Here is a 19,392-nt window from a genome sequence, read left to right as displayed (position 1 = left end):
ACCGGGGACGGGGCGCTTTTTTGCGTGCTCTTTGCTTGCTTCGTTCATTATAATGAGTGCTTAAATCAGATCCGGTCACAAAGTTGCAAATTCTGTGTCTGTTAAATTCGAAGGGTCTGCGAGATTTTTGTTGCCTAATGATAGTATTACAATATATCCTTCCTATAACGGAGCATCAAGCTATGCAAAATGGGATAATATGCTGGGAGGAAAGGGCGGGATTTTTTTATGATCATTAAAAGTAAATTAACCAGGTGGATGGCAATTATTATCGTATCCCTTTTAGGAATAGTTGCGGTGGTATTAGTCATTGGTTTAAATACCCTAAAAAAGCAGCATGAAGAAGAAATTAAGACGGTTATTTCTAAAAAGGGTGGTATTGTACTAAAGATTGAGCGTGTAGAGCCAGAAACTAGTGCATTTAAAAATGATTTTAATAAGAGTAATGTTATTTACCGAATAATCTATAAAAATAACGTTGATTCCGAACTTCTAGCCTGGTATAGAGGGATAAACGTTCCAAATGATATTCACGGAAAGAACCCGGCTACACTTGTAGGTGGGTTTGAGGAAAAATGGATATTCCAATCTGAATTGAAATAATTTTAAACCGCAATGCGATCTAACCTCGTATTGTGGTTTTTATATTGACTTAACAAGGTTATTATCAAATTCTTAATTTCTAATTTTCCAAATAAAAACTTATTATTTATAACATTTATCAAAAATTTATTAAATCCGACTTATTTCGACTTTTAATGCTAATGAGGAAAAGAACATTCATGGGTTATATTGAGTTTTATTGGTCATAGAAAACAGAAAAGGGGTCATTACATGGCTTATGTATGCAGTAGAAACAAATTAAGTTCAAGGCTTAATAGGAATAATTTTAAAAGATTTCTGCAGCTATCTTCAAGAGTTTGGATTTGTTCTTTGTTAATCACTATGTTTATTGTAGAACAGGTTAGCGCTGAAACGAATGGGACATCAACTGATTATGGGTATGTATACGATAAAACGGGAAGGTTAGAGTTTAGTATATTACCGTCCGGGAGAACGGTTAATTATCAGTATGATTTATCCGGAAATTTGTTGAAAAAGACGTATACTCCTTTGACGAATTCGGAATCTCCCCAACTAACTCTAAATAGCCCGAATGGGGTTGAAGTATCGCCAACACTGGTATATTCAACAAGACCGACAATTACTTGGACGCAGACAGATGATAAAAATATTTTTGATGCATTCAATATAAAACTATATTCTCTCAATTCCTCAAAACCAGTTTTTGATTACTATGGAAGAACAAACGACGGGTTTTGGAAACTCGATAGAGACTTGGAAGTTGGCCAAAAGTATCGGGTTGAAGTAAGGGTAACAGACGGAGAACAATGGAGTAATAAATCCAGTGGTTGGTTCCAGGTTCAAAAAGATTCGGTAGAAATACCGAATTCAGAATTTAACGGGGAGTCACTATCTTTTGATGGGACAAAACAACTGGAATTTACGGATGTTGCGGTAAACACAGATAGCGGAGGGAAGAATACCGTAGAATTCTGGATGAACTGGGACGGAACTGAAAATGTGATGCCATTCGGCTGGAATGGCGGTTATAATTTGTGGTTTGATAATGGGTACTTTGGTTTTAATACCGGAAACGCAGATATATACGGAATACCGTCAGCACAATTAAAAAACAAGTGGGTACATGTAGCCGCAGTCTTTTATAATGGTGTGCCGAATGCGGCAAACTCCGAATTGTACATAAATGGAGTGAAACAAAATATTTCACAGGTACAAGGTATAACGGCTTCTAACGTGACGGCGACCTCGACGGTTTACGTGTCAGGTTCCGGAGTGGATAAGAGTAAGTATAAATTCACTGGCAGAATAGCGGATGTACACATGTGGAACCGGGCTCTAACGGGTTCGGAGATTCAGAAAAATATGTATGGAGTACTAAATGGAAATGAACCGGGATTAGTCGGAAATTGGAAGCTGACAGATCCGGCTTTAACATCTTTAAGCTTCGATGGAACAAGGCAGCTCGAATATACAAACGTTGCTGTTAACACAGCAGATGGAGCGAAGAATACCGTAGAATTCTGGATGAACTGGGATGGAACTGAAAATGTAATGCCATTCAGTTGGAACGGCGGTTATGACTTATGGTTCGATAACGGTCATTTTGGATTTAATACCGGAAATGCAGATCTATACGGAATTTCTTCGGCAGGGTTAAAAAACAAGTGGGTACATGTAGCCGCAGTTTTTTATAATGGTGTGCCGGATGCAACCAATAGTGAGCTGTATATCAACGGAGTGAAACAGAACATTTCGCAGGTCCAAAGTATAACTTCTTCCAGTGTGACAGCGACTCCGACGTTATACGTGTCAGGTTATGGAGTGGATAAAAACTATAAATTCAAAGGAAAAATAGCGGACGTACATGTATGGAATCGGGCCTTAACGGGTTCGCAGATCCAAAGCAATATGTATAGAACGTTAAATGTAAATGAACCGGGATTAGTTGGTAATTGGAGAGTGTCTGACCCGATCTTAAAAGCATCAAGCTTTGACGGAACGAAACAATTGGAATATACCAATGTTGCGGTGAATACAACAAGCGGGGCTAAGAACACCGTAGAGTTCTGGATGAATTGGGATGGAACTGAAAATGTAATGCCATTCGGCTGGAACGGAAGTTATGATTTATGGTTCAATAACGGTTACTTTGGTTTTAACACGGGAAATGCAGATATATATGGGATACCGTCAGCAGAATTAAAGAACAAGTGGGTGCATGTAGCCGCAGTCTTTTACAACGGTGTGCCTGATGCAACCAATAGTGAATTGTATATCAACGGAGTGAAACAAAGTATTTCGCAGGTGCAGAATGTAACGACAGCTAGTGTAACAGTTACCCCTACTGCATACGTATCGGGCTTTGGAGTGGATAAAGCTAACTATAAATTCAAAGGTAAGTTAGCGGATGTACACGTATGGAATCGGGCCATAACAAGTTCGGAGATTCAAAGCAATATGTACAGGGCTCTCATGAATAATGAACCAGGATTGGTTGGGAATTGGAGACTTGCAGATTGAGCGGTAAAAGTGATATTAGTTCCGGGTGAACTAGGAGAGTAATACTTAAACGAGTGAAGATAAAAGGCATCCCTTTTGGGGTGCCTTTTATATGGGAACCTAAACAAGATGAACTATATGGAATTATTAAGTTATCTTTATTAATTACATCATTAAGTGACAAATTACGACACAAAAATCTAAATATTTTAAGGAGCTAATAGTCTATACTAACCTAGTATCTGATAATAAAGCGAAAGTAGTGATTTTTATTGGAAAAAAACGTAAAAATATTTCTGGAGGTTCTTAGATTCATCTCTAAAGATCTGAGTGATCGAAGATCATACGGACAAATTTTCCAACTTAACAAACGCTAAAACGATCACGGCTTAAAATTCAAAGCTTATTTAAAAAATGGTATTACGATAAGGGGAGAGACAAGTGACCAAATTATTTAAAATATTGAGTACGATCTGCGGGGTTATTCTTTTATTGATGATTATGCCTAGTAATACTTCCGCTCAAGCAGAAAATATCGTTGAAGCACCAAGCAGGGCTTATTTGTTCAATGGGAGTTATGAAATTAAAGTATTGAATTCTAATGCAACGAGAGTGCGATTTCCGACTTGGACGCTTGAAAATGGATATGATGATTTAATATGGTATGAAGGCGAGAAGATGGAAGGTAATAATTGGAGAGTTAAAATCCCGCTATCCGATCACAATAATGAAACCGGGAGCTATGTAACCCATATATACTTAACAGATTCTACAGGAAAAGAAAATATATTAGTTGAAAAGGTAGTAACTATAGCTGAAGATCCTGAGCCCGTTATTGAGTATCCAACAACTGTAGATATCTCCAAAGGATACTACGAAATATATGTATCCAATGTGTTTGCGTCGAAAGTTGCGTTTCCTACATGGACAGAATCAGACGATCAAGACGACATAATTTGGCATAAAGGTATACCTATGGGGGAAGGGAAATGGAAAGTTGTGATACCGTTTGTGAAGCACAATAGCGAGGCGGGGAAATATATTACTCATATTTATAAGTACAACGATAAAGATGAGCAGAAATTTGTTGGCGGGGGAGTAACAGAGGTAACTGGAATGGTGTCCTATACCAAATATATCTACGATGCCAATGGTAATTTGATACGAAAACAGTTTACTTGGAAGGAATATAAGTAAACTTCTTAGAGCTCTTCTCGAAGTGTCTGCAATTTAACTAGTATAAGGAATGGTGAAGTTTGTCTATGGAAATACAAGTCAGCAACTAGAACTTGATGGGGAATGGGCTTCTTTGAATCAAGAACTAGGAACGTTAACTGAAGGTAGTTATTACTTATTTCTTGTTTCTTATAAAGCAACTTCATCCACTACAGTGTCCATGCGAGTAAATGATACCCAAACAAATTGGGGATTAAACTTAGGTTATAAGTATTTTAAAACGGATGATACTTGGAGAAGATCACATATTAAATTTCAAGCAACAGGTAATCCGATTACGATTATTGGAGCATATCTTGATAGCGGCGTAAGTAAGGTGCAAGTTGATGGAGCTAGACTCTATAAAATATCAGAATCCATCTATAACAGGATTGATAATGAAGAAGGATACTCAGGTGATTTGCTTTATTTAAAGTATCCATATAATTCATTTAATGAGATATTAGGCGATACATAGTAGGGCATGTCATCAAACTTAATTTAACCATAAGAATATAGAAGCCACCAATAGAAAGGCCTATGGAACTGTTTTATGTACTATTACAAAGGAATGGTGAAACGACGGCATGAAGAAGAAAATTAATTATTTGGTTTTATTTTGCTTAATGGTTCAAATGCTCGCTCCCTTATATGTAATTCATGCGAATGAGCAATCCGCAAGCAATCCGCAGCAAATATCCCAGCCGTTATTAACGGTAGAAAGCCTGAGCAAAACTTACGGAGTACCGGAAACGGACCTATTGTCCGAACTTAACAAAGGATACTCACTGTTGGAGATTCAATCCGCCTTGCAAACAAGGCAGGACCCTTCCCAACCGCTTGGAGAAGTGTTAAATCAAATGAATCCAACGATTGAAGAACAGTTGAAAAAGGAAGACTACTCGGCTGAACGATTCGCAGAGAAGCAGTCTCAGCCCGGTCCGACGGCTCCTACTGTTTCCGAGCAAACTTATGGAACCTATGTGGAGTCGTCCGGAGATTCGATTATACCTGACCCCTCATTGCTTTATCCATCCGGTGTAACGGATGCTACTTACGGAAGAGTGTCCCTACTTTCATCTTCCAACTATCCTACCAGTTATGATGAGCTAGCGGTAAAACGCCTTGATATTAAAGCGGATCGGGCTCCTTGGGCTTTCCCAATTAGTGAAGATGTATCTACGTTGAACGGTTCTCTGCAAATACAAACGACAGATATGACCCTACCGGGGAGAAACGGACTTTCTTTTGAATTAAAGCGCAAGTATGACAGTTCGGACGCCTTATATTATGAAAAAGATGTTCTAAATGATTCTGTTTATACGACCCAATATTATCCGGAGCTCACCACCCGACTATATTTTAAATACTCCAACGAGATGGTCACGGAAGATGGAGGCGCTACGGACTTCACCTTCGGGCCTGGGTATCGTTCTGTTATTCGATTTAAAAATGACTATACCTATTGGTATTTACCCTTCGAAATTCCCTACGTAGAAGAGTTTAACAATGAGCAATATGACTCTTTTAAAAAGGCCTGGCCTTACGTGGATCCTGAAAATCCCAATACGCAGCCGTTTATTCAGAAAGAGGATATTCGGCTTGATGGGTTGGAATTTATTGCGAAAGCTTACACGACGGGTAACGTTCGCAAGGAGGGTAAGCCGCAATACATAAGAACCGGCTATGCCAATAAAACCAAACCGATCAAAAACGAAAACCGTTATCCGATCGGAAAAGGATGGAGCTGGGATCTTCCTTACATTGAAAGAAAGGACAATAATAAAACCTACATCCGGCTTTTTGGCGGGGCAACATACGAGCTGGATGACAGAACTCTGAAAGGGTACCCTTGGAAAGACCTAACAATGTATTATGATTCAAGTGTTAGAGTGAATAATTTACTGTCTACCTTCAGGCTGGATTCACTGGATGGAAAAAAGCAGTATTTTGCTCATAACGGAGAACTTATTCAAATAACGGATGCTTATCAAAACACAATTCAGTTTGAATATCAGGACGTTACTCCTTACGGACAAGTTCTTACAAAGATCAAGGATGCCATAGGAAATGAAATTTCCATTGCTTATACGGAAAAGGAAGTGACGCTGACCTCTGGTGAGCGCACCGTTAAATATGACAAGATAAAGGATCCGCAAGGTAATAAAGAGCTACTTTCTCAGGTTACCGATCCGGCGGGACGTAAAACACAATATGTATACAACGTTGAAGCGGCTCCGTTTGATTTGGTACGTGATCCAAAAATGAAAGACAATTATGTTGCTTTGTTGAAACAAGTTTATTATCCCACTAAAGCTAGAACTGACTATACTTATGAAAAGTTTAATCGGAGCTTGGGTTATTTTGGTCAGGAAACCGTTCACCGAGTAAAAGCCAGGGAAGATGTCGTGACTTTTGCAGATGGCACCGAGAGCCGGTCTAATCCTGTAGATTACACCTATTCAGGAGATAGCGGATCGGTTCAGAATAAAAACACTTCTTATACAACCATAGTTAATAACGGACGGACTCAAACTTCCTACAGCTACGACAGAGTGTATATTGACGATAATACACCTGAAGTTTTTTATAACACGCAAATTAAGCAAGACGACGGTACCACACAAAGTATTACGATGATGGAATACAACAGGACAAACCGTTGGCCGTCTCCAACGAAAACCACCACGAAAAAGGTGCAGGGTTCTTCCAGCTCGACGGAACAAGTGAGCCAGCGTACGTATGATGAATACGGCAATGTGTTAACAGAGACTGATCCTGCCAACACGGTGAGCACGTATCAGTATGATGCAACCACTCATTTGCTCAGCAGTGTAACAGCACCGGCTACGAGTGGGCTAAACAGCTACATGGAACTGGAGCGTTACCCAGGGACGAATGGAATTAAGGAAGTGCGGGTGAAGGAGAACAATTCGGCAGGAGCCCTGAAAGCCCAATCAAGTTATACGTATGATGCTCACGGGAATCCGATAAGCATTACTATTAAAGACGACGCGCAAGATATTGTTGTGAACAATGGGTACGGCACTCAATACCACTCCGCGTTTCCGGCTGAACAATCCGTACAAGTTACGGATGCAGCCAAGCAAAACATGACGGTGACTCAGCGGTTTGAGTATAACCCGTCAACTGGTGCTATGACGAAGTTTACAGACGGCAAAGGCCTTATGACTAAGTACGAATATGATGTATTAGGCCGAGCCACCAAGGTTATCCAGCCTGATTCAAGTACGTATACGTATACCTATAACGATGCGGCAAATGAAGTCACCACCGTAGATCCAACAGGAGTCACACAGATTACGAAATGGAATCCGCTCGGATGGAAAATCAAGTCCGGCATTAGCGGAAAAGCCTCACAAGAGTTTGGCTACGATGTGTATGGCCGTCAGACTTGGAGCCAGGATGGGGCAGGTAACCGTACGTCTTATGAGTATGACAAATGGGATCGGCTTATTGCGACCACATATCCTGGAGCAGAACAGGCTAAAGCGACCGTCTCTTATGACGATATTAACCGTAAGGTGATAAGCAAAGATGGCGAGAACAATAGAACCGAAGAGACCTATGATTTGCTTGGACGAGCCACTCAACGGGATATTTCTAGTGCCACCGGAGCTTTGATCGGTTCTGTCAAGTTTACTTATGACGCTGCAGGCAAAGTTCTCACAAAGAGTGATGGGGCAGGAAGTAATTCAGGGGATGTACAAACCACACAGTACAGCTATGATGCTATGGGCAGGCTGGCATCTGTAACGGATGCGGAAGCCAATACGACACGCTACACGTATAGTAAAGCGAGCAATTTGATCCAAATTGAGTATCCCGATCATAATAAAAAGTTGAAGAGCTATGACCAGATGGGAAGAGTTATTCAAGAAACAGATCCACTGGGTCAGATTGAAACTTACTTCTATGATACAAACAGTAATTTAACGAAAAGTATCGATAGGAAGGGTAATATTCATACCTTCACGTACAATGCAGTCAATTTGCTCACGGCAAGTGAGACAACGGATGAAAAAATATCCTTCAGTTATGATGCTGCAGGCCGCCGCTTGTCTATGCAGGATGGAATCGGTACAACGGGGTATACCTACGAACCTTCAACAGGTTGGTTGACGCAGGTCAAATATCCGGATCAGCGGACACTGCAATATGCCTATGACCAGCAAGGAAAACGCACGAAGATGACAGACCCGTTCGGTGTCGTTACAAATTATGAATACGATACACAGAACCGGATAACCGCAGTCGGTACGGAACCGGCCGAGTGGGATGCTACTTATCAATACAAGAAGAATGGATTGCTGGCTGCAACTCAAGCGAAGAACGGGGTCCATGCTGCATTTACCTATGAAGGTGTAAACCTGACTGCGCTAACTCAAGCTAAATCAGGAGCAGCGGTTCAGTCCTTCTCTTATGGCTATGACCTTCATGCTAACCAAACAAGTAAAGTGGAGAATGGAGTTACCCAATCCTTTTCGTATGATGCTTTAAACCGGATTGCTACTTCGTCGGACTACAACGAAAATTACAGCTATGATAATCGGGGCAATAGACTTACCTTGCAAAGCGACAAGCCTATAAATCCCGTAGATACCAGCTATACGTATGACAATCGGAACAGGCTGAATGCCGTACAACTGGATGAATCAAGTCATGTAAATTACAAGTACAATGGGGATAACCTGCTTACAGAACGGACAGAGAACGGAATCACGACCCGTTATTATTATGACGGCGATCAGATGATTGCCGAAGGTACAGTCACAAATGGGGTGGCCGCTCATAAAGCCAGTTATCTGCGTGGTAATCAATTGGTAGCACGTGTTGATGCAAATGGCAGTAAAGCGTACTATGTCCATAATGGACATGGAGATGTTGTGGAGCTGAGGGATGCAAATGGTAACGTAATCAATCAGTACGCTTATGACCTATGGGGTAATCCAACAACAGTACTCAAAGGGGTAGACAATCCATTCTTGTATAGCGGGGAGTACTGGGATGAAAGCGTGGAACTCCAGTACCTACGCGCCCGCTGGTACGATCCGAGCATGGGACGGTTTATTAACGAGGATACGTATGAAGGACAGTTGGATAATCCGCTGAGTTTGAATTTGTATACGTATGTGGAGAATAATCCTCTGACGCATGTTGATCCGAGTGGGCATTGTGGTATTAAATCTGGTGGAGGGTTATACAACTGTAATGAGGTAGACACAAAACTAATTAGTCTTAAACAAACAGCAGAAAGTCCCATGATAACAAAAAGTGGAAAAGCTGCTGTAGCTAGTGAAGCATGGAGGTTGAGAAATTCCGCAGGTTCTTATGATGAGAAAAATAATCCCAGCGGATACACTGTCAGGTATGATAAGGATCTAGATTATTATATGATTTATGATGTAACAGATAAATTAAATAATTTAATGATTTCATACGAAAAAAAGTACAAAGATTTTTCAGACAATAATTCTACAAAAGATGTATATTTGAAATTTTATAATACAGTGAGAGGAACTGCTGAACTTGACTTAAAAAATCAACCTGATTGGCAACATTCACATTTTATCTATAGCGGGGAGTATGTTGACAAAGATGTTCCCGGTAATATTTCATATGGTTATTTTGGTAAGGTGATGAAAATACCAGATTTTATGCTTTTAGAAGCAGCAGGATTAGCTCAAATGTTTGCCGGTACTTGGAAAGTTGAAGATTACAAAAGTTATTTTGATGATCCAAGGGATCAAGCAAGGATTTGGCAGGGAATTGATTTGTATAAGTCGTGGCATTGATAAATTAAACAGAAGGAGGATTGTGGTTTTGAGGAATAAGATAATCTTAATACTATTGTTAAGTCTCTACTATAGTGCTATAAGTTGTTTGTATTTTGAATTTACTTATCTAAATACTGACTTAGAATGGTTGCTTAAAACGGAATATATTATCAGTTTCAGTTCGTTTGTTGCGGTGACTGCTATATTACTTATTAATAAACACATTAAATTCAACTGGAAATCACTACCCATTATATCATTATCTTATTTTATCTACTGGATCTTATACATTCTTTTACGTGGGTTAATCTTTCCTTTAAGAGGAGAAGACATGGGAATTGGTTTTTTACTAATAATTATAATGATTTTATTTTGGCTAGGTCTTGTTCTAGGAAGTTTACTTTGTATGTTAGGATTATTTATTTGGAAAAAGAGAATAAGGTGAAAACAATGTGGAAGTAACTACTAAAACATTAGGTGTTTTTAAGTGAGTTTAATAAGATATCCTACTTTAGGGAGGAATATGGCATTGTAAGGGACTTTGACGATTTTCATGAAGTGTTAGATATTGAGCTTTAATTTTAGTACATTTTAATAGAGCATCGTTAAGTATAAATAAGATGTTAAATATTTAATTTTATCAAAGCCATAACACGAACTATCCGTTGTGTTGTGGTTTTTTGTCTTGACTTAACAATGTTAAATGATTATAGTTGATTTAACAAAGTTAAGGAGTAGGGTTATGTTCGGTCTAAAATACATTTTGGAAACTTATAGGATGTCGAACGCAGATTTAGCAAATAAACTTGAGATTAATCGAGCCAATATTTCCATGTGGCTTAAAAACAAGGAGATTCCTGCTGCTCGCATTCAGGACTTGAAAAAGATATTTCCTCAAATCCCGAAGCCATTATTCAACAAAGAACTAAAAAAATCGGAACAATTGTCTATCCAACAAATCTATTTTACTGTAACGGATCAGTTTGAGTCGGTTCGGTCTCAACATATTGATTCGGAAACGGGAAAAGAAATATGGTTTACTGAAACGGTAAGTGAAAATGAGGGGTTTATCAGTTTTCTTGAACATGAACATGAAAAAGTAAGCTTACTGGAAAAGTATGAAAAGTTGATCGAAGACAATGACATGGGTAACAGCAGAATGAATTTACTGGAAGATTTCGCTTCCGTTATTGAACGAAATGAACCAAGGTCTCTTGAACTACTGGATATGGTTTTATACTATCTCCAAGATAAGCACAAATCAGATTTTGACTCGGTATTCTGGAATGTTGGCGAGCCAAATGAAACCTACAAAGAATTTCACGCCTTTCTGGAAAAGCATAAATTTATCAGGTAAGCAAGCATTCTTATAACATGTTTAATTTGATCTAAAATTTTAGCATTTATTTAACTCAAGGGGGAATTGAATGTTCGATACGATTGTCATGAAAGCTAGTCATGTGTTTATTGCTAATGAATATTGGAATAACTTAAAGCCCGTTATTAAAACATTTTTGGATGAAGAAACGGGATTGTGCAGACGTTCGTTTGTTCTACATGATGAGAAGATTCCGTACATCACTTATCAGGAATGGAGCCAAAGTTTAATTGTTCAAGTCTCTATTCCCAAGTTTCTTTACGGTAATAATGTTAGGCTTCTACAAGAGAATGACATCTTTTTATTTTTCCAATGTCTACACGAGAGGTTATTTGAATTATTTGGGGTACCTCTTCGGTAGGCGGACAAATCGACGATTATTTAAACCGATTAAGCAGGCTTCATCTTTCATTCAAGAAGACTGTTATTACGGGGTATTTGGAGACGGTAGCTTTTAAAAACAAGAGCAGCCAGATTATTTTTTACAATAAGCAAAAAGAAGTTATACATAGCAGAGAGAGTAAAGAAGTCATAGGGCAAGCGGATGGATTGCTTCGGATGGAAATACGTCCAAGTCATCATGATTGGACAAAGTTTTCGAGACGTAAACGAGTGATTGATCTTCTAAAGGTCGATGTTTTTACGGAGATAACCCGAAAGGTTATGAACCAAATCATTTTCCCGAATGAGCCGGACGGAATCAGTCCTGCTTGGTTAAGATCCCAGCCGTCAAAAATTTCTCAAATAGAGACATTGCTTGGTTTCCAACTGCTTCAACAAGAAGTGCCGGAAGGCGTATTAAAGCAATTTTATACAGCCGCTACATATGTGAATCGGAAAAATTTAGTCAAAGGTATACCTCTGCCAAAGAACCAAACAAAACTTGAATTACATATCGATTATGCCAACTTGGGTTGAGAAGTGGTGTACCCGGATCGTTTTGTTACGATGCGATAGCGATACAAAAAGAACGAAAAAACGATGAAAATCCAACAGGTATAAGCTTTAACGATACCAACAATGATGAATAGTAAAATTAGCGTAATGAGGAGTAATAGAGAAGAAAAGAATGAAACGAGGAGGTAAGGACTACTTTTCTCGATAAAAGCTTTAAAATGGTCTCTTTTATCAGGGGGGATATTTACATAAAGTAAACCGATTTATTTCACCGCAGCCCCCTAAGCTCTTCTGGAAAGACGTGAAGGTTAGGGGAATGACGATAGGCGCTAGTTCTCTTGCTGAGAAACGATTAATTCGCTGATATCAATTTGCAAAGCTTCGCAGATTTGTTCCAGGGTTCGAATATATACCCGGTCTACGTTGTCTGAGCAAAGGTGGTTAACGGTCGCCAAACGCATATTCATGGACAATGCAAACTGCCTTTGTGAAATACCGCGTTCAGCCAGTATTTCTCTTAGACGAATTTTAATAATCATGGTAACCTCCGTACGGGTTCCTTTTAAGGGTAATGCTATTCCTACTCTTCAATATATCATAATCCATGCAGAAAAACATTGACCTATACTCTTAAAGGTAATACAATAAGTTTAGGGGTGTTACTCTTAACGGTTTATATTTATAGAGTCTAGCAATGACTTTTCTTTGGTGGAGGGTATATCCAATGAGAGCCTTACAATTGATCCTTGAAAATTACAACTATCAGCACGATAAGCTTTTTACCAACCTACAAGTGAAGTGCCTATCGAATCAGGCTATAGTCGGCAGCATGCCTTCAGGTATTGTTTTATGACTATCGACGATTCGTTAGTTCTTGAAGAGCAAAGGCTCAAAATACAAATTGAAACGATTGAAGCTTGCCAGACGGCGGTATTTGAGGTCATCCGGCAATATGAAGATAGCGCCTGTAAACTGATGCAGGAAGAGATCGTACTCGCGATACACGCCATTGGACTTGATCTACAGACTGAACTTCTCCATGTCCGATTTGCCCAAGCAAGACAGCATTAAACCAACGTTACATATGAAAACCTTTATGAAGAGAAAGGTATTGCTGGCGTATGGATGCAGCACAGACTGCTTGAAATGAGGGTGCAAGCCTTCTCTTTATAAACCTTTTCGTTGATAAAAAAGAAACTATAGGAGGGCTAATAGACTGGATTATCTATTACAGCAGGAAGCGTTTGAAGAAAGAAGATTGAATCATATTTTTGTAGGGGTGGATTTACATAAACGACATCATACAGCCGTTTTTTTGAACGGGTTTAAACGCAAATTAGGGGAGTTCAAATTCGATAATCGGCCCAGTGCTTTTCCTGATTTGATAAAAGCAGCCGCTAAGGTTTCCAAGGGTAAGGGGGTTATTTACGGGCTGGAAGACACAGGAGGCTACGGTCGGCCTTTAGCCGCTTTCCTAGTGGATCACAACCAAGCGGTGAAAGAGGTTAACCCGTCACTGGCAAGCGCTTTTAGAAAAGCGAATCCTATCGTTCATAAGTCAGATTCCTGGGATGCGGAGTGCGTGGGATATGTGCTGGTTGATCAACTAGAGAAGTTGCCGGATGCTAATCCTATCGATCACTACTGGGCGATTAGCCAGTTAGTTACGACACGAAATTCACTTGTTCGTGAACATATCGGCCTGATCAATCAATTTCATGTGCAAATTTCATATCATTATCCAAGTTACAGGAAATTTTTCAGCCAAGTAGATGGGAAGACGGCACTTGCTTTTTTTGAACGATATCCGGCTCCTCATCACATACTGGGAACCTCTGTAGAAGAATTAAGGGAATTTCTGCTAAAACCAAGTAACTTCGCTTGTTCACTTAAAACGGCAGAAAAGATCCTGAAACTGATTCATTCGGATGGAACAACCAAAAGAGACTATCAGGAAGATAGGGATTACGTCGTCCGAAGCACGATAAGGCGAATCCAGTCGAACAAGAAAGAGATTGAATCTCTCGAACACAGAATTGCGTTGCTGCTTCCTCAAACTGGCTATCGATTAGAAACGATGTACGGCATAGATACGGTAACGGCAGCTAATTTTGTAGCGGAGATCGGGGATATTTCACGATTTGGCAGCAGTGATAAATTAGCCCGCTTTGCAGGAATTGCTCCCGTTCTAATCGGTTCCGGAGATAAACACAAGGATCACAAATGCAGACAAGGAAACAGAGAACTGCATCAGCTTTTTTACCAGCTTGCGTGTCGGCAGATTGGAGTGAAGAGAGGGAGCAAGGAGCCGAATAATCCCCATTTCTATGCCTATTACCAGCGGAAACAATCGGAAGGAAAAACCAAAATTCAGGCAATTATTTGCCTCATGCGGAAGCTAACCAACATCATCTATTCACTCATGAAAAATAAAAGTGAATACAACATGCCCTCTTCGTCCAATTTGCAAGCCGGGATGAGCATGGGTATTAAGCCGTAATGTACGTATCAAGAACTTAACGGAGGTGGTATACTAATGGATATCTATATCAAGCAGGGAGGATTTCAAATGCTCAGAAAGCTTGAAGGCTTGAATGCCGAATTATTTAAAACATGGGTACAGGAGGATGACTCCACCATTGTAGATATCGAGGGAAAGCACTACTTAGTGAAGCCGCTGCATAACATCGTTCAGGAGGAAATCGAGAGCGATGAGGAATTAAAGATGCTGATCAGGCAGGCCAAAATGGACATTGCAGGCAACAAGACATACACAACCGAAGAAATCCTGGAGGCCATTGAAAAGGGCGACCTATGAACATCAAATGGACCCAAGCAGCCAGGGATAGTTTAAAGCAAATCCAGAGTCAGCACTACACGCGGGAAGAGACGAAACGCTATCAGATTGAACTTGTCCGCAAAATCCAACATAAAATTCTTCTTCTGTCCACCGCGATACCGACAAACGAGCCGTCGTGGGCGGGTACATACCGCATCTTTATAGACCGCTACAAAGTCTATTATTCCTTCTCCGCAGATCATCAAACCGTTTATATCGAAGCCCTACGACACCAACATCAAAAGTCAGACTAGCCAAGGCGGGAGCAGAACCCCGTCTTTTTGTTTTGTAATGAACGCTTTATAAATTAGGATACGTATGAAGGGCAGCTGGGTAATCCGCTGAGTTTGAATTTGTATACTTATGTGATGAATAATCCGCTTACGCATGTGGATCCTAGTGGGCATATTGCATTAGATTCAATAGTGTGGGTACTGAACAAACAATTAAATTCTCTTAAGGCAGAATGGGAACGATATAATTCTTCGGGAGATATAAAAGCGCGGGATGTGGCTAGTCAAAAATCCAAAGAGTTACGAGATAATCATATGGTGTTAGCTAATAGTCTCTACCAATCGCGAAGAGCTACTGTAGGGATTTTAGGAGCAAATGATACAATGTTAGCTTATCATGATATTGTTACTGACGCGGGAGAAGAAATGACGATAGCCGTTAATAGTATGGGAACCGTATTTTATGAAGGAGATTTTGTGACTTATGACTACTCAGAACAAGTACATATTCAATCAAAATCAGAAAATTTAATGGGAAGAGCGGCAAAAGCAGCATTTGGTTATTATGTCGGTGTAATTATAGGTAAAAAAATTGATCCAAGTAAACAAGTAATTACCCATGGATCGGGATTAGGGGGAGCATGGGTAACTGATAATTATCTTGGTTCAGTTCCTGATGTTAGCGACGTTAAAACAATGGTATACAGAACAAACAAAAAAACTGGAACTACTGAGAATATGATTATTAATACTAACTCTTACAACTTGAAAAATTGGATTTACTGGAAGGTGTATAAATGAGAGGGATTACCAGTAGAATGTTTTATCTGTTCTTTTCTTGTACAATTTTATTTTTTCTATTTGTTAATAATGATTGGATAAAACGAGGAATAATTCTCTCATATTTTTTATTATTATTTTTAATATTAAAATTAACCAATAAGAAACTTGTCTTGATATTAATTTTATTATTGACAGTTATATTTAAGATAATAGATGAGGTATGGATTCAAACCTGAAGTGAGTAAAAAGGAAGTATAAACTGGCACTCGATTGAAGTTGAAAAATCGAAATCAGAGTGACTTTGACCACAATGCGACTAACCATCGTATTGTGGTTTTCTTTTTGTTCGGCGGCAAGTTAAATAGCCCCCACCCAGTGCCGAATGAATCCTCTAACCTTGTTTAGTCGAACTTAACCCTTGTTATCCCCGCATTAAAATTCCGCCATTTTCGATATACGTACAGTATTTGGCTTGAATTATATAACCTATCCGTACTGCCGTTCTTTTTCTTAACCTCAGCCAAATTCCTTGTTACCTCCATATTTCATGCAGGATTCTTAACATTTGCTTTCTCGCGGTTTTTCCAAATGAAATGCTTTTTGTAATTGCAATTCGACATAAGCAGACTACGAATAGTGAGAACAATTTTAAAATCATCCGCAACTATCTGACCATTTGAAGCGATGGTTATAGCAGAAAGACAGTCTGGTGAGACCAGTTGAAATAGAACAGGTAAGGTAACGTTCAGGCTAGCCTCTTCCTGACTTCACAGCCACCGCGCGGAGGTACTACAATCGAAGATGAAGGTACGTCAAATGAAGATAGGGACACCTGATTTCTGGCTAATTAAAAGTAATCAATCCGCCAACGTGTAACATGGACGAGGTTGTCAAGGAAAGCAACTTTACAGGATGTCACAAGGGTTATAGAATCGCTACCTTAGCCCATCACATGCTGCTTTTTGTTTTGTAGATACGTGGCTCTTTTACGATAAGAAATATTGATTTAAAGGAAAAAGAACTTCATTCTGCGAAACTCATTGGATATATTAAAAATAAAGTAGATAATAGGAAAATAGATAAGCTTAATTTATTGAATATTAAAAAAGGGAGTGCTCCTATTTTTGATCTGAAATTGCTCGTAAACGAGCCTTTAACAAGAAAAGAATTAAATAAAGAAGAACTTGTATTTGATCTTGAAAAGGACTGTGCATTGGCGGTTACTAGCATGGTCTGCGATATTTTCGAAATTTCGGGGGCTGTCAGATTTAAAGTTTCGGGGTTTGGTCAGAAAGACTGGCCGGTGGATTGTAGAACCGATTTATCGACAGTTATGGAGCAGGTACCCGAAATCCTTAAGAAAATTGAATTAAACCAGTATGATTTTATTTTGGATTTTTACGAGCAAGGAATGGAGAGACAGGTAGCATTCAGCCCGGATAAGGATGCAATAAAGCTTACATGCTCAAGCCGCACTCATTGGACTCCTGACCCTGTTTTTATTCATATGAAGAGAGAACAGATTTCAAGGATATTTGAGGACTTGTATAATCGGTTTCTTGAAGTTGGCGAAATTTTGTGTAGCGATTTAATTCAAGATCCTTTGTTAGAAGAATGGAAAGTGTGAGTTTAGGATTTTACAAGGAATGGAAAAATCTATCAAGCATGGAGAATTGCTTATGCACATTAGATTTTTGACTCTTTTAAAATATGCGGGTGTTCTTGCTGTCTTACTTATTTTTAATCTCATCTATCGAAGATTGGTTAATGAGAACCTACAGGTTGATAATATTCTTTACATTTTCGGTACATATATGATTTTGGGGATCGTGAAGTACGTTCGCTCGGAACCGATGCCATCAAAGACGGGACATTTCCTTGTTTTCTTTTTATTTACTTTAACTGTTTTTATTGTGGATGCCCTTCTTCTTTATTATGAAAATAAGTTTGAAATAACGGAACCGTTGGTTATGAGCATGATTTTCTTGGTGTTTGCTTTTGTTATTAGTATCTTGGCTGAGCGGATAAGCAAACTGGAGGATTATGAAAGCCGAAAGGGGGAAGTCGCATGAAAATCATTGAAAACCTTACAGTTGATGGTCTTGTCTATACCGATGAAAACGGAGAAAATAAAAAGATAGATTTTAAACAATGCCATGAACACTGGGTCCAATACCGGAGGAGAACCGAGAATTTAACGGATGAGATGACAGATGAAATCAGAAAAAAAGACTTCTGCATCGGACAAAGAGATTTCACGGCCAGCCCTCCTTATATTGAATTTTTTACAAAACCCTTTACTAGAATAGAGTTCGAAATTTCCGCAGACGAAAAGGATTTGCAAATCGAGTTATCTCGATGGAAAAGAGAAATTGTCTCGGCCGGTTGGACTACGATTGATTTGAGCTAGATGACGCTAGGGAAAAATGGGGGATCTCACATGGAACGGACACCCAAAGAGCGCCTCTGTTGGCTGCTAAGACTATACAAGGACAAAGAAATAGAGGCAGAAACGTTCTGTGATGAATTTCATATGACTTACCATTATGAGCTTAATGACGAGGAAGTAACTGAAACGGAAAGAGTTCTTTTCAGAGAAATTGCTGCAGTAGCGGCGAGATTCTCTCCGTTTGAAGAGGATCACCAAAAATATCCGGGGGTGTACTTTACAACAGAGGATGTAGAGCGTGTAGTGAGAGAAAATTCAAGTGAATTGTTCACTTAAGATTAGTCCTATCCTTATCTTAACTATCTATTAACTGAAATCTAGGAGAGAACGAGGATGAAAAAAGCACTAATCGACATTTTACTGGATCCTTATTCAACCGAAGCTGAAAAAGATGACGCGGTGATAGATCTGGGCGAACATTTTGAAGATGAAGAAACAATCGCTATCCTGCTGAAGGTATCTAATCAAGACGGTATAGGTGAAATGGTTGCTGCAAGCTGTGGCGAATCGTTAGCATTCATATGGTTAAGAAAATCGGAAATCAATTACAACCAATTATTGCTTCTGAAGGAGGCCGCTTTACATGAAGCCCTCTCTTTGATAAAAGCACACAGATATGATTGGTTCGCGGAGTATGAACGAAGATTATTCTCCCGAAGGGAATTTGAAAACAATGATGTTCAGAAGGATCAACAAGAAGGATAGATAGACGTTCA

Annotated in this window: 19 protein-coding genes; 18 read left to right on the top strand and 1 reads right to left on the bottom strand. The window is 39.3% G+C overall.

The window, feature by feature from the left end:
• The first annotated feature begins 228 nt into the window (after positions 1-228).
• The 8 genes from PCH01S_RS16860 to PCH01S_RS16825 all read left to right on the top strand — a co-directional run bounded on the left by PCH01S_RS16860 (position 229) and on the right by PCH01S_RS16825 (position 12,393).
• The gene (locus tag PCH01S_RS16860) at positions 229-603 is read left to right on the top strand and encodes a hypothetical protein (protein ID WP_053228737.1); all 375 of its coding nucleotides are present in this window, start codon (positions 229-231) and stop codon (positions 601-603) included.
• Between the two features lie 231 nt (positions 604-834).
• Positions 835-3,105, top strand: a complete 2,271-nt coding sequence (locus PCH01S_RS16855; RefSeq protein ID WP_084706626.1) for a LamG-like jellyroll fold domain-containing protein — start codon at positions 835-837, stop codon at positions 3,103-3,105.
• Between the two features lie 420 nt (positions 3,106-3,525).
• Positions 3,526-4,281, top strand: coding sequence for a GBS Bsp-like repeat-containing protein (locus tag PCH01S_RS16850; RefSeq protein WP_053228736.1), 756 nt, complete (start codon positions 3,526-3,528; stop codon positions 4,279-4,281).
• 112 nt (positions 4,282-4,393) lie between these two features.
• The gene (locus PCH01S_RS30500; protein WP_129112464.1) at positions 4,394-4,777 is read left to right on the top strand and encodes a hypothetical protein; all 384 of its coding nucleotides are present in this window, start codon (positions 4,394-4,396) and stop codon (positions 4,775-4,777) included.
• A 109-nt stretch (positions 4,778-4,886) separates the two neighbouring features.
• A complete protein-coding gene (locus tag PCH01S_RS16845) occupies positions 4,887-10,115 on the top strand; it encodes an RHS repeat-associated core domain-containing protein (RefSeq protein ID WP_053228735.1) in 5,229 nt (1,742 codons plus the stop codon).
• A 724-nt stretch (positions 10,116-10,839) separates the two neighbouring features.
• Positions 10,840-11,454 (top strand): hypothetical protein, encoded by a 615-nt coding sequence (locus tag PCH01S_RS29350; protein WP_053228734.1) that lies wholly within the window; start codon positions 10,840-10,842, stop codon positions 11,452-11,454.
• Positions 11,455-11,524: 70 nt separating this feature from the next.
• Complete coding sequence (locus tag PCH01S_RS16830) at positions 11,525-11,836, top strand: hypothetical protein (protein ID WP_042231062.1); 312 nt, start codon at positions 11,525-11,527, stop codon at positions 11,834-11,836.
• Positions 11,837-11,913: 77 nt separating this feature from the next.
• Entirely contained in the window at positions 11,914-12,393 is a 480-nt protein-coding gene (locus PCH01S_RS16825) for a hypothetical protein (protein ID WP_042231061.1), read from the top strand.
• A 308-nt stretch (positions 12,394-12,701) separates the two neighbouring features.
• Here the strand turns inward: PCH01S_RS16825 and PCH01S_RS16820 are convergent, their stop codons facing one another.
• Positions 12,702-12,911, bottom strand: coding sequence for a helix-turn-helix domain-containing protein (locus PCH01S_RS16820; protein ID WP_042231060.1), 210 nt, complete (start codon positions 12,909-12,911; stop codon positions 12,702-12,704).
• Positions 12,912-13,221: 310 nt separating this feature from the next.
• Here PCH01S_RS16820 and PCH01S_RS16815 point away from each other — a divergent pair, with 310 nt between their 5' ends.
• The 10 genes from PCH01S_RS16815 to PCH01S_RS31410 all read left to right on the top strand — a co-directional run bounded on the left by PCH01S_RS16815 (position 13,222) and on the right by PCH01S_RS31410 (position 19,381).
• Positions 13,222-13,443, top strand: coding sequence for a hypothetical protein (locus PCH01S_RS16815; protein WP_042231058.1), 222 nt, complete (start codon positions 13,222-13,224; stop codon positions 13,441-13,443).
• A gap of 187 nt (positions 13,444-13,630) precedes the next feature.
• Positions 13,631-14,872, top strand: coding sequence for an IS110 family RNA-guided transposase (locus tag PCH01S_RS16810; RefSeq protein WP_241688830.1), 1,242 nt, complete (start codon positions 13,631-13,633; stop codon positions 14,870-14,872).
• Positions 14,873-14,908: 36 nt separating this feature from the next.
• Positions 14,909-15,190 (top strand): hypothetical protein, encoded by a 282-nt coding sequence (locus PCH01S_RS16805; protein WP_042231057.1) that lies wholly within the window; start codon positions 14,909-14,911, stop codon positions 15,188-15,190.
• Complete coding sequence (locus PCH01S_RS16800) at positions 15,187-15,465, top strand: type II toxin-antitoxin system RelE/ParE family toxin (RefSeq protein ID WP_042231056.1); 279 nt, start codon at positions 15,187-15,189, stop codon at positions 15,463-15,465. Before PCH01S_RS16805 ends, PCH01S_RS16800 begins: the two co-directional genes overlap by 4 nt.
• A 93-nt stretch (positions 15,466-15,558) precedes the next feature.
• Positions 15,559-16,245: an RHS repeat-associated core domain-containing protein gene (locus tag PCH01S_RS30495; RefSeq protein WP_129112465.1), complete on the top strand. Its 687-nt coding sequence runs from the start codon at positions 15,559-15,561 to the stop codon at positions 16,243-16,245.
• A 1,075-nt stretch (positions 16,246-17,320) separates the two neighbouring features.
• Positions 17,321-17,854: a hypothetical protein gene (locus PCH01S_RS16785; protein ID WP_053228733.1), complete on the top strand. Its 534-nt coding sequence runs from the start codon at positions 17,321-17,323 to the stop codon at positions 17,852-17,854.
• A gap of 19 nt (positions 17,855-17,873) precedes the next feature.
• Positions 17,874-18,299: a hypothetical protein gene (locus PCH01S_RS16780; protein WP_129112466.1), complete on the top strand. Its 426-nt coding sequence runs from the start codon at positions 17,874-17,876 to the stop codon at positions 18,297-18,299.
• A complete protein-coding gene (locus tag PCH01S_RS16775) occupies positions 18,296-18,637 on the top strand; it encodes a hypothetical protein (protein WP_042231052.1) in 342 nt (113 codons plus the stop codon). Before PCH01S_RS16780 ends, PCH01S_RS16775 begins: the two co-directional genes overlap by 4 nt.
• A gap of 30 nt (positions 18,638-18,667) precedes the next feature.
• Positions 18,668-18,952, top strand: a complete 285-nt coding sequence (locus tag PCH01S_RS16770; RefSeq protein WP_042231051.1) for a hypothetical protein — start codon at positions 18,668-18,670, stop codon at positions 18,950-18,952.
• 57 nt (positions 18,953-19,009) lie between these two features.
• Positions 19,010-19,381, top strand: coding sequence for a hypothetical protein (locus PCH01S_RS31410; RefSeq protein ID WP_241688831.1), 372 nt, complete (start codon positions 19,010-19,012; stop codon positions 19,379-19,381).
• The last annotated feature ends 11 nt before the right edge of the window (positions 19,382-19,392 follow it).

The organism is Paenibacillus chitinolyticus NBRC 15660, from assembly GCF_000739915.1.
Taxonomy (GTDB): domain Bacteria; phylum Bacillota; class Bacilli; order Paenibacillales; family NBRC-103111; genus Paenibacillus_F; species Paenibacillus_F chitinolyticus.
Note: the sequence above shows the minus strand (reverse complement) of the source record. Positions and strands in the feature narration are given on the sequence as shown.

Coding starts and splice junctions, on each gene's coding strand:
- PCH01S_RS16860 (WP_053228737.1), top strand. CDS start 229: ATGATCATTAAAAGTAAATTAACCAGGTGGATGGCAATTATTATCGTA.
- PCH01S_RS16855 (WP_084706626.1), top strand. CDS start 835: ATGGCTTATGTATGCAGTAGAAACAAATTAAGTTCAAGGCTTAATAGG.
- PCH01S_RS16845 (WP_053228735.1), top strand. CDS start 4,887: ATGAAGAAGAAAATTAATTATTTGGTTTTATTTTGCTTAATGGTTCAA.
- PCH01S_RS29350 (WP_053228734.1), top strand. CDS start 10,840: ATGTTCGGTCTAAAATACATTTTGGAAACTTATAGGATGTCGAACGCA.
- PCH01S_RS16830 (WP_042231062.1), top strand. CDS start 11,525: ATGTTCGATACGATTGTCATGAAAGCTAGTCATGTGTTTATTGCTAAT.
- PCH01S_RS16820 (WP_042231060.1), bottom strand. CDS start 12,911: ATGATTATTAAAATTCGTCTAAGAGAAATACTGGCTGAACGCGGTATT.
- PCH01S_RS16815 (WP_042231058.1), top strand. CDS start 13,222: ATGACTATCGACGATTCGTTAGTTCTTGAAGAGCAAAGGCTCAAAATA.
- PCH01S_RS16805 (WP_042231057.1), top strand. CDS start 14,909: ATGGATATCTATATCAAGCAGGGAGGATTTCAAATGCTCAGAAAGCTT.
- PCH01S_RS16800 (WP_042231056.1), top strand. CDS start 15,187: ATGAACATCAAATGGACCCAAGCAGCCAGGGATAGTTTAAAGCAAATC.
- PCH01S_RS16780 (WP_129112466.1), top strand. CDS start 17,874: ATGGAAAAATCTATCAAGCATGGAGAATTGCTTATGCACATTAGATTT.
- PCH01S_RS16775 (WP_042231052.1), top strand. CDS start 18,296: ATGAAAATCATTGAAAACCTTACAGTTGATGGTCTTGTCTATACCGAT.
- PCH01S_RS16770 (WP_042231051.1), top strand. CDS start 18,668: ATGGAACGGACACCCAAAGAGCGCCTCTGTTGGCTGCTAAGACTATAC.
- PCH01S_RS31410 (WP_241688831.1), top strand. CDS start 19,010: ATGAAAAAAGCACTAATCGACATTTTACTGGATCCTTATTCAACCGAA.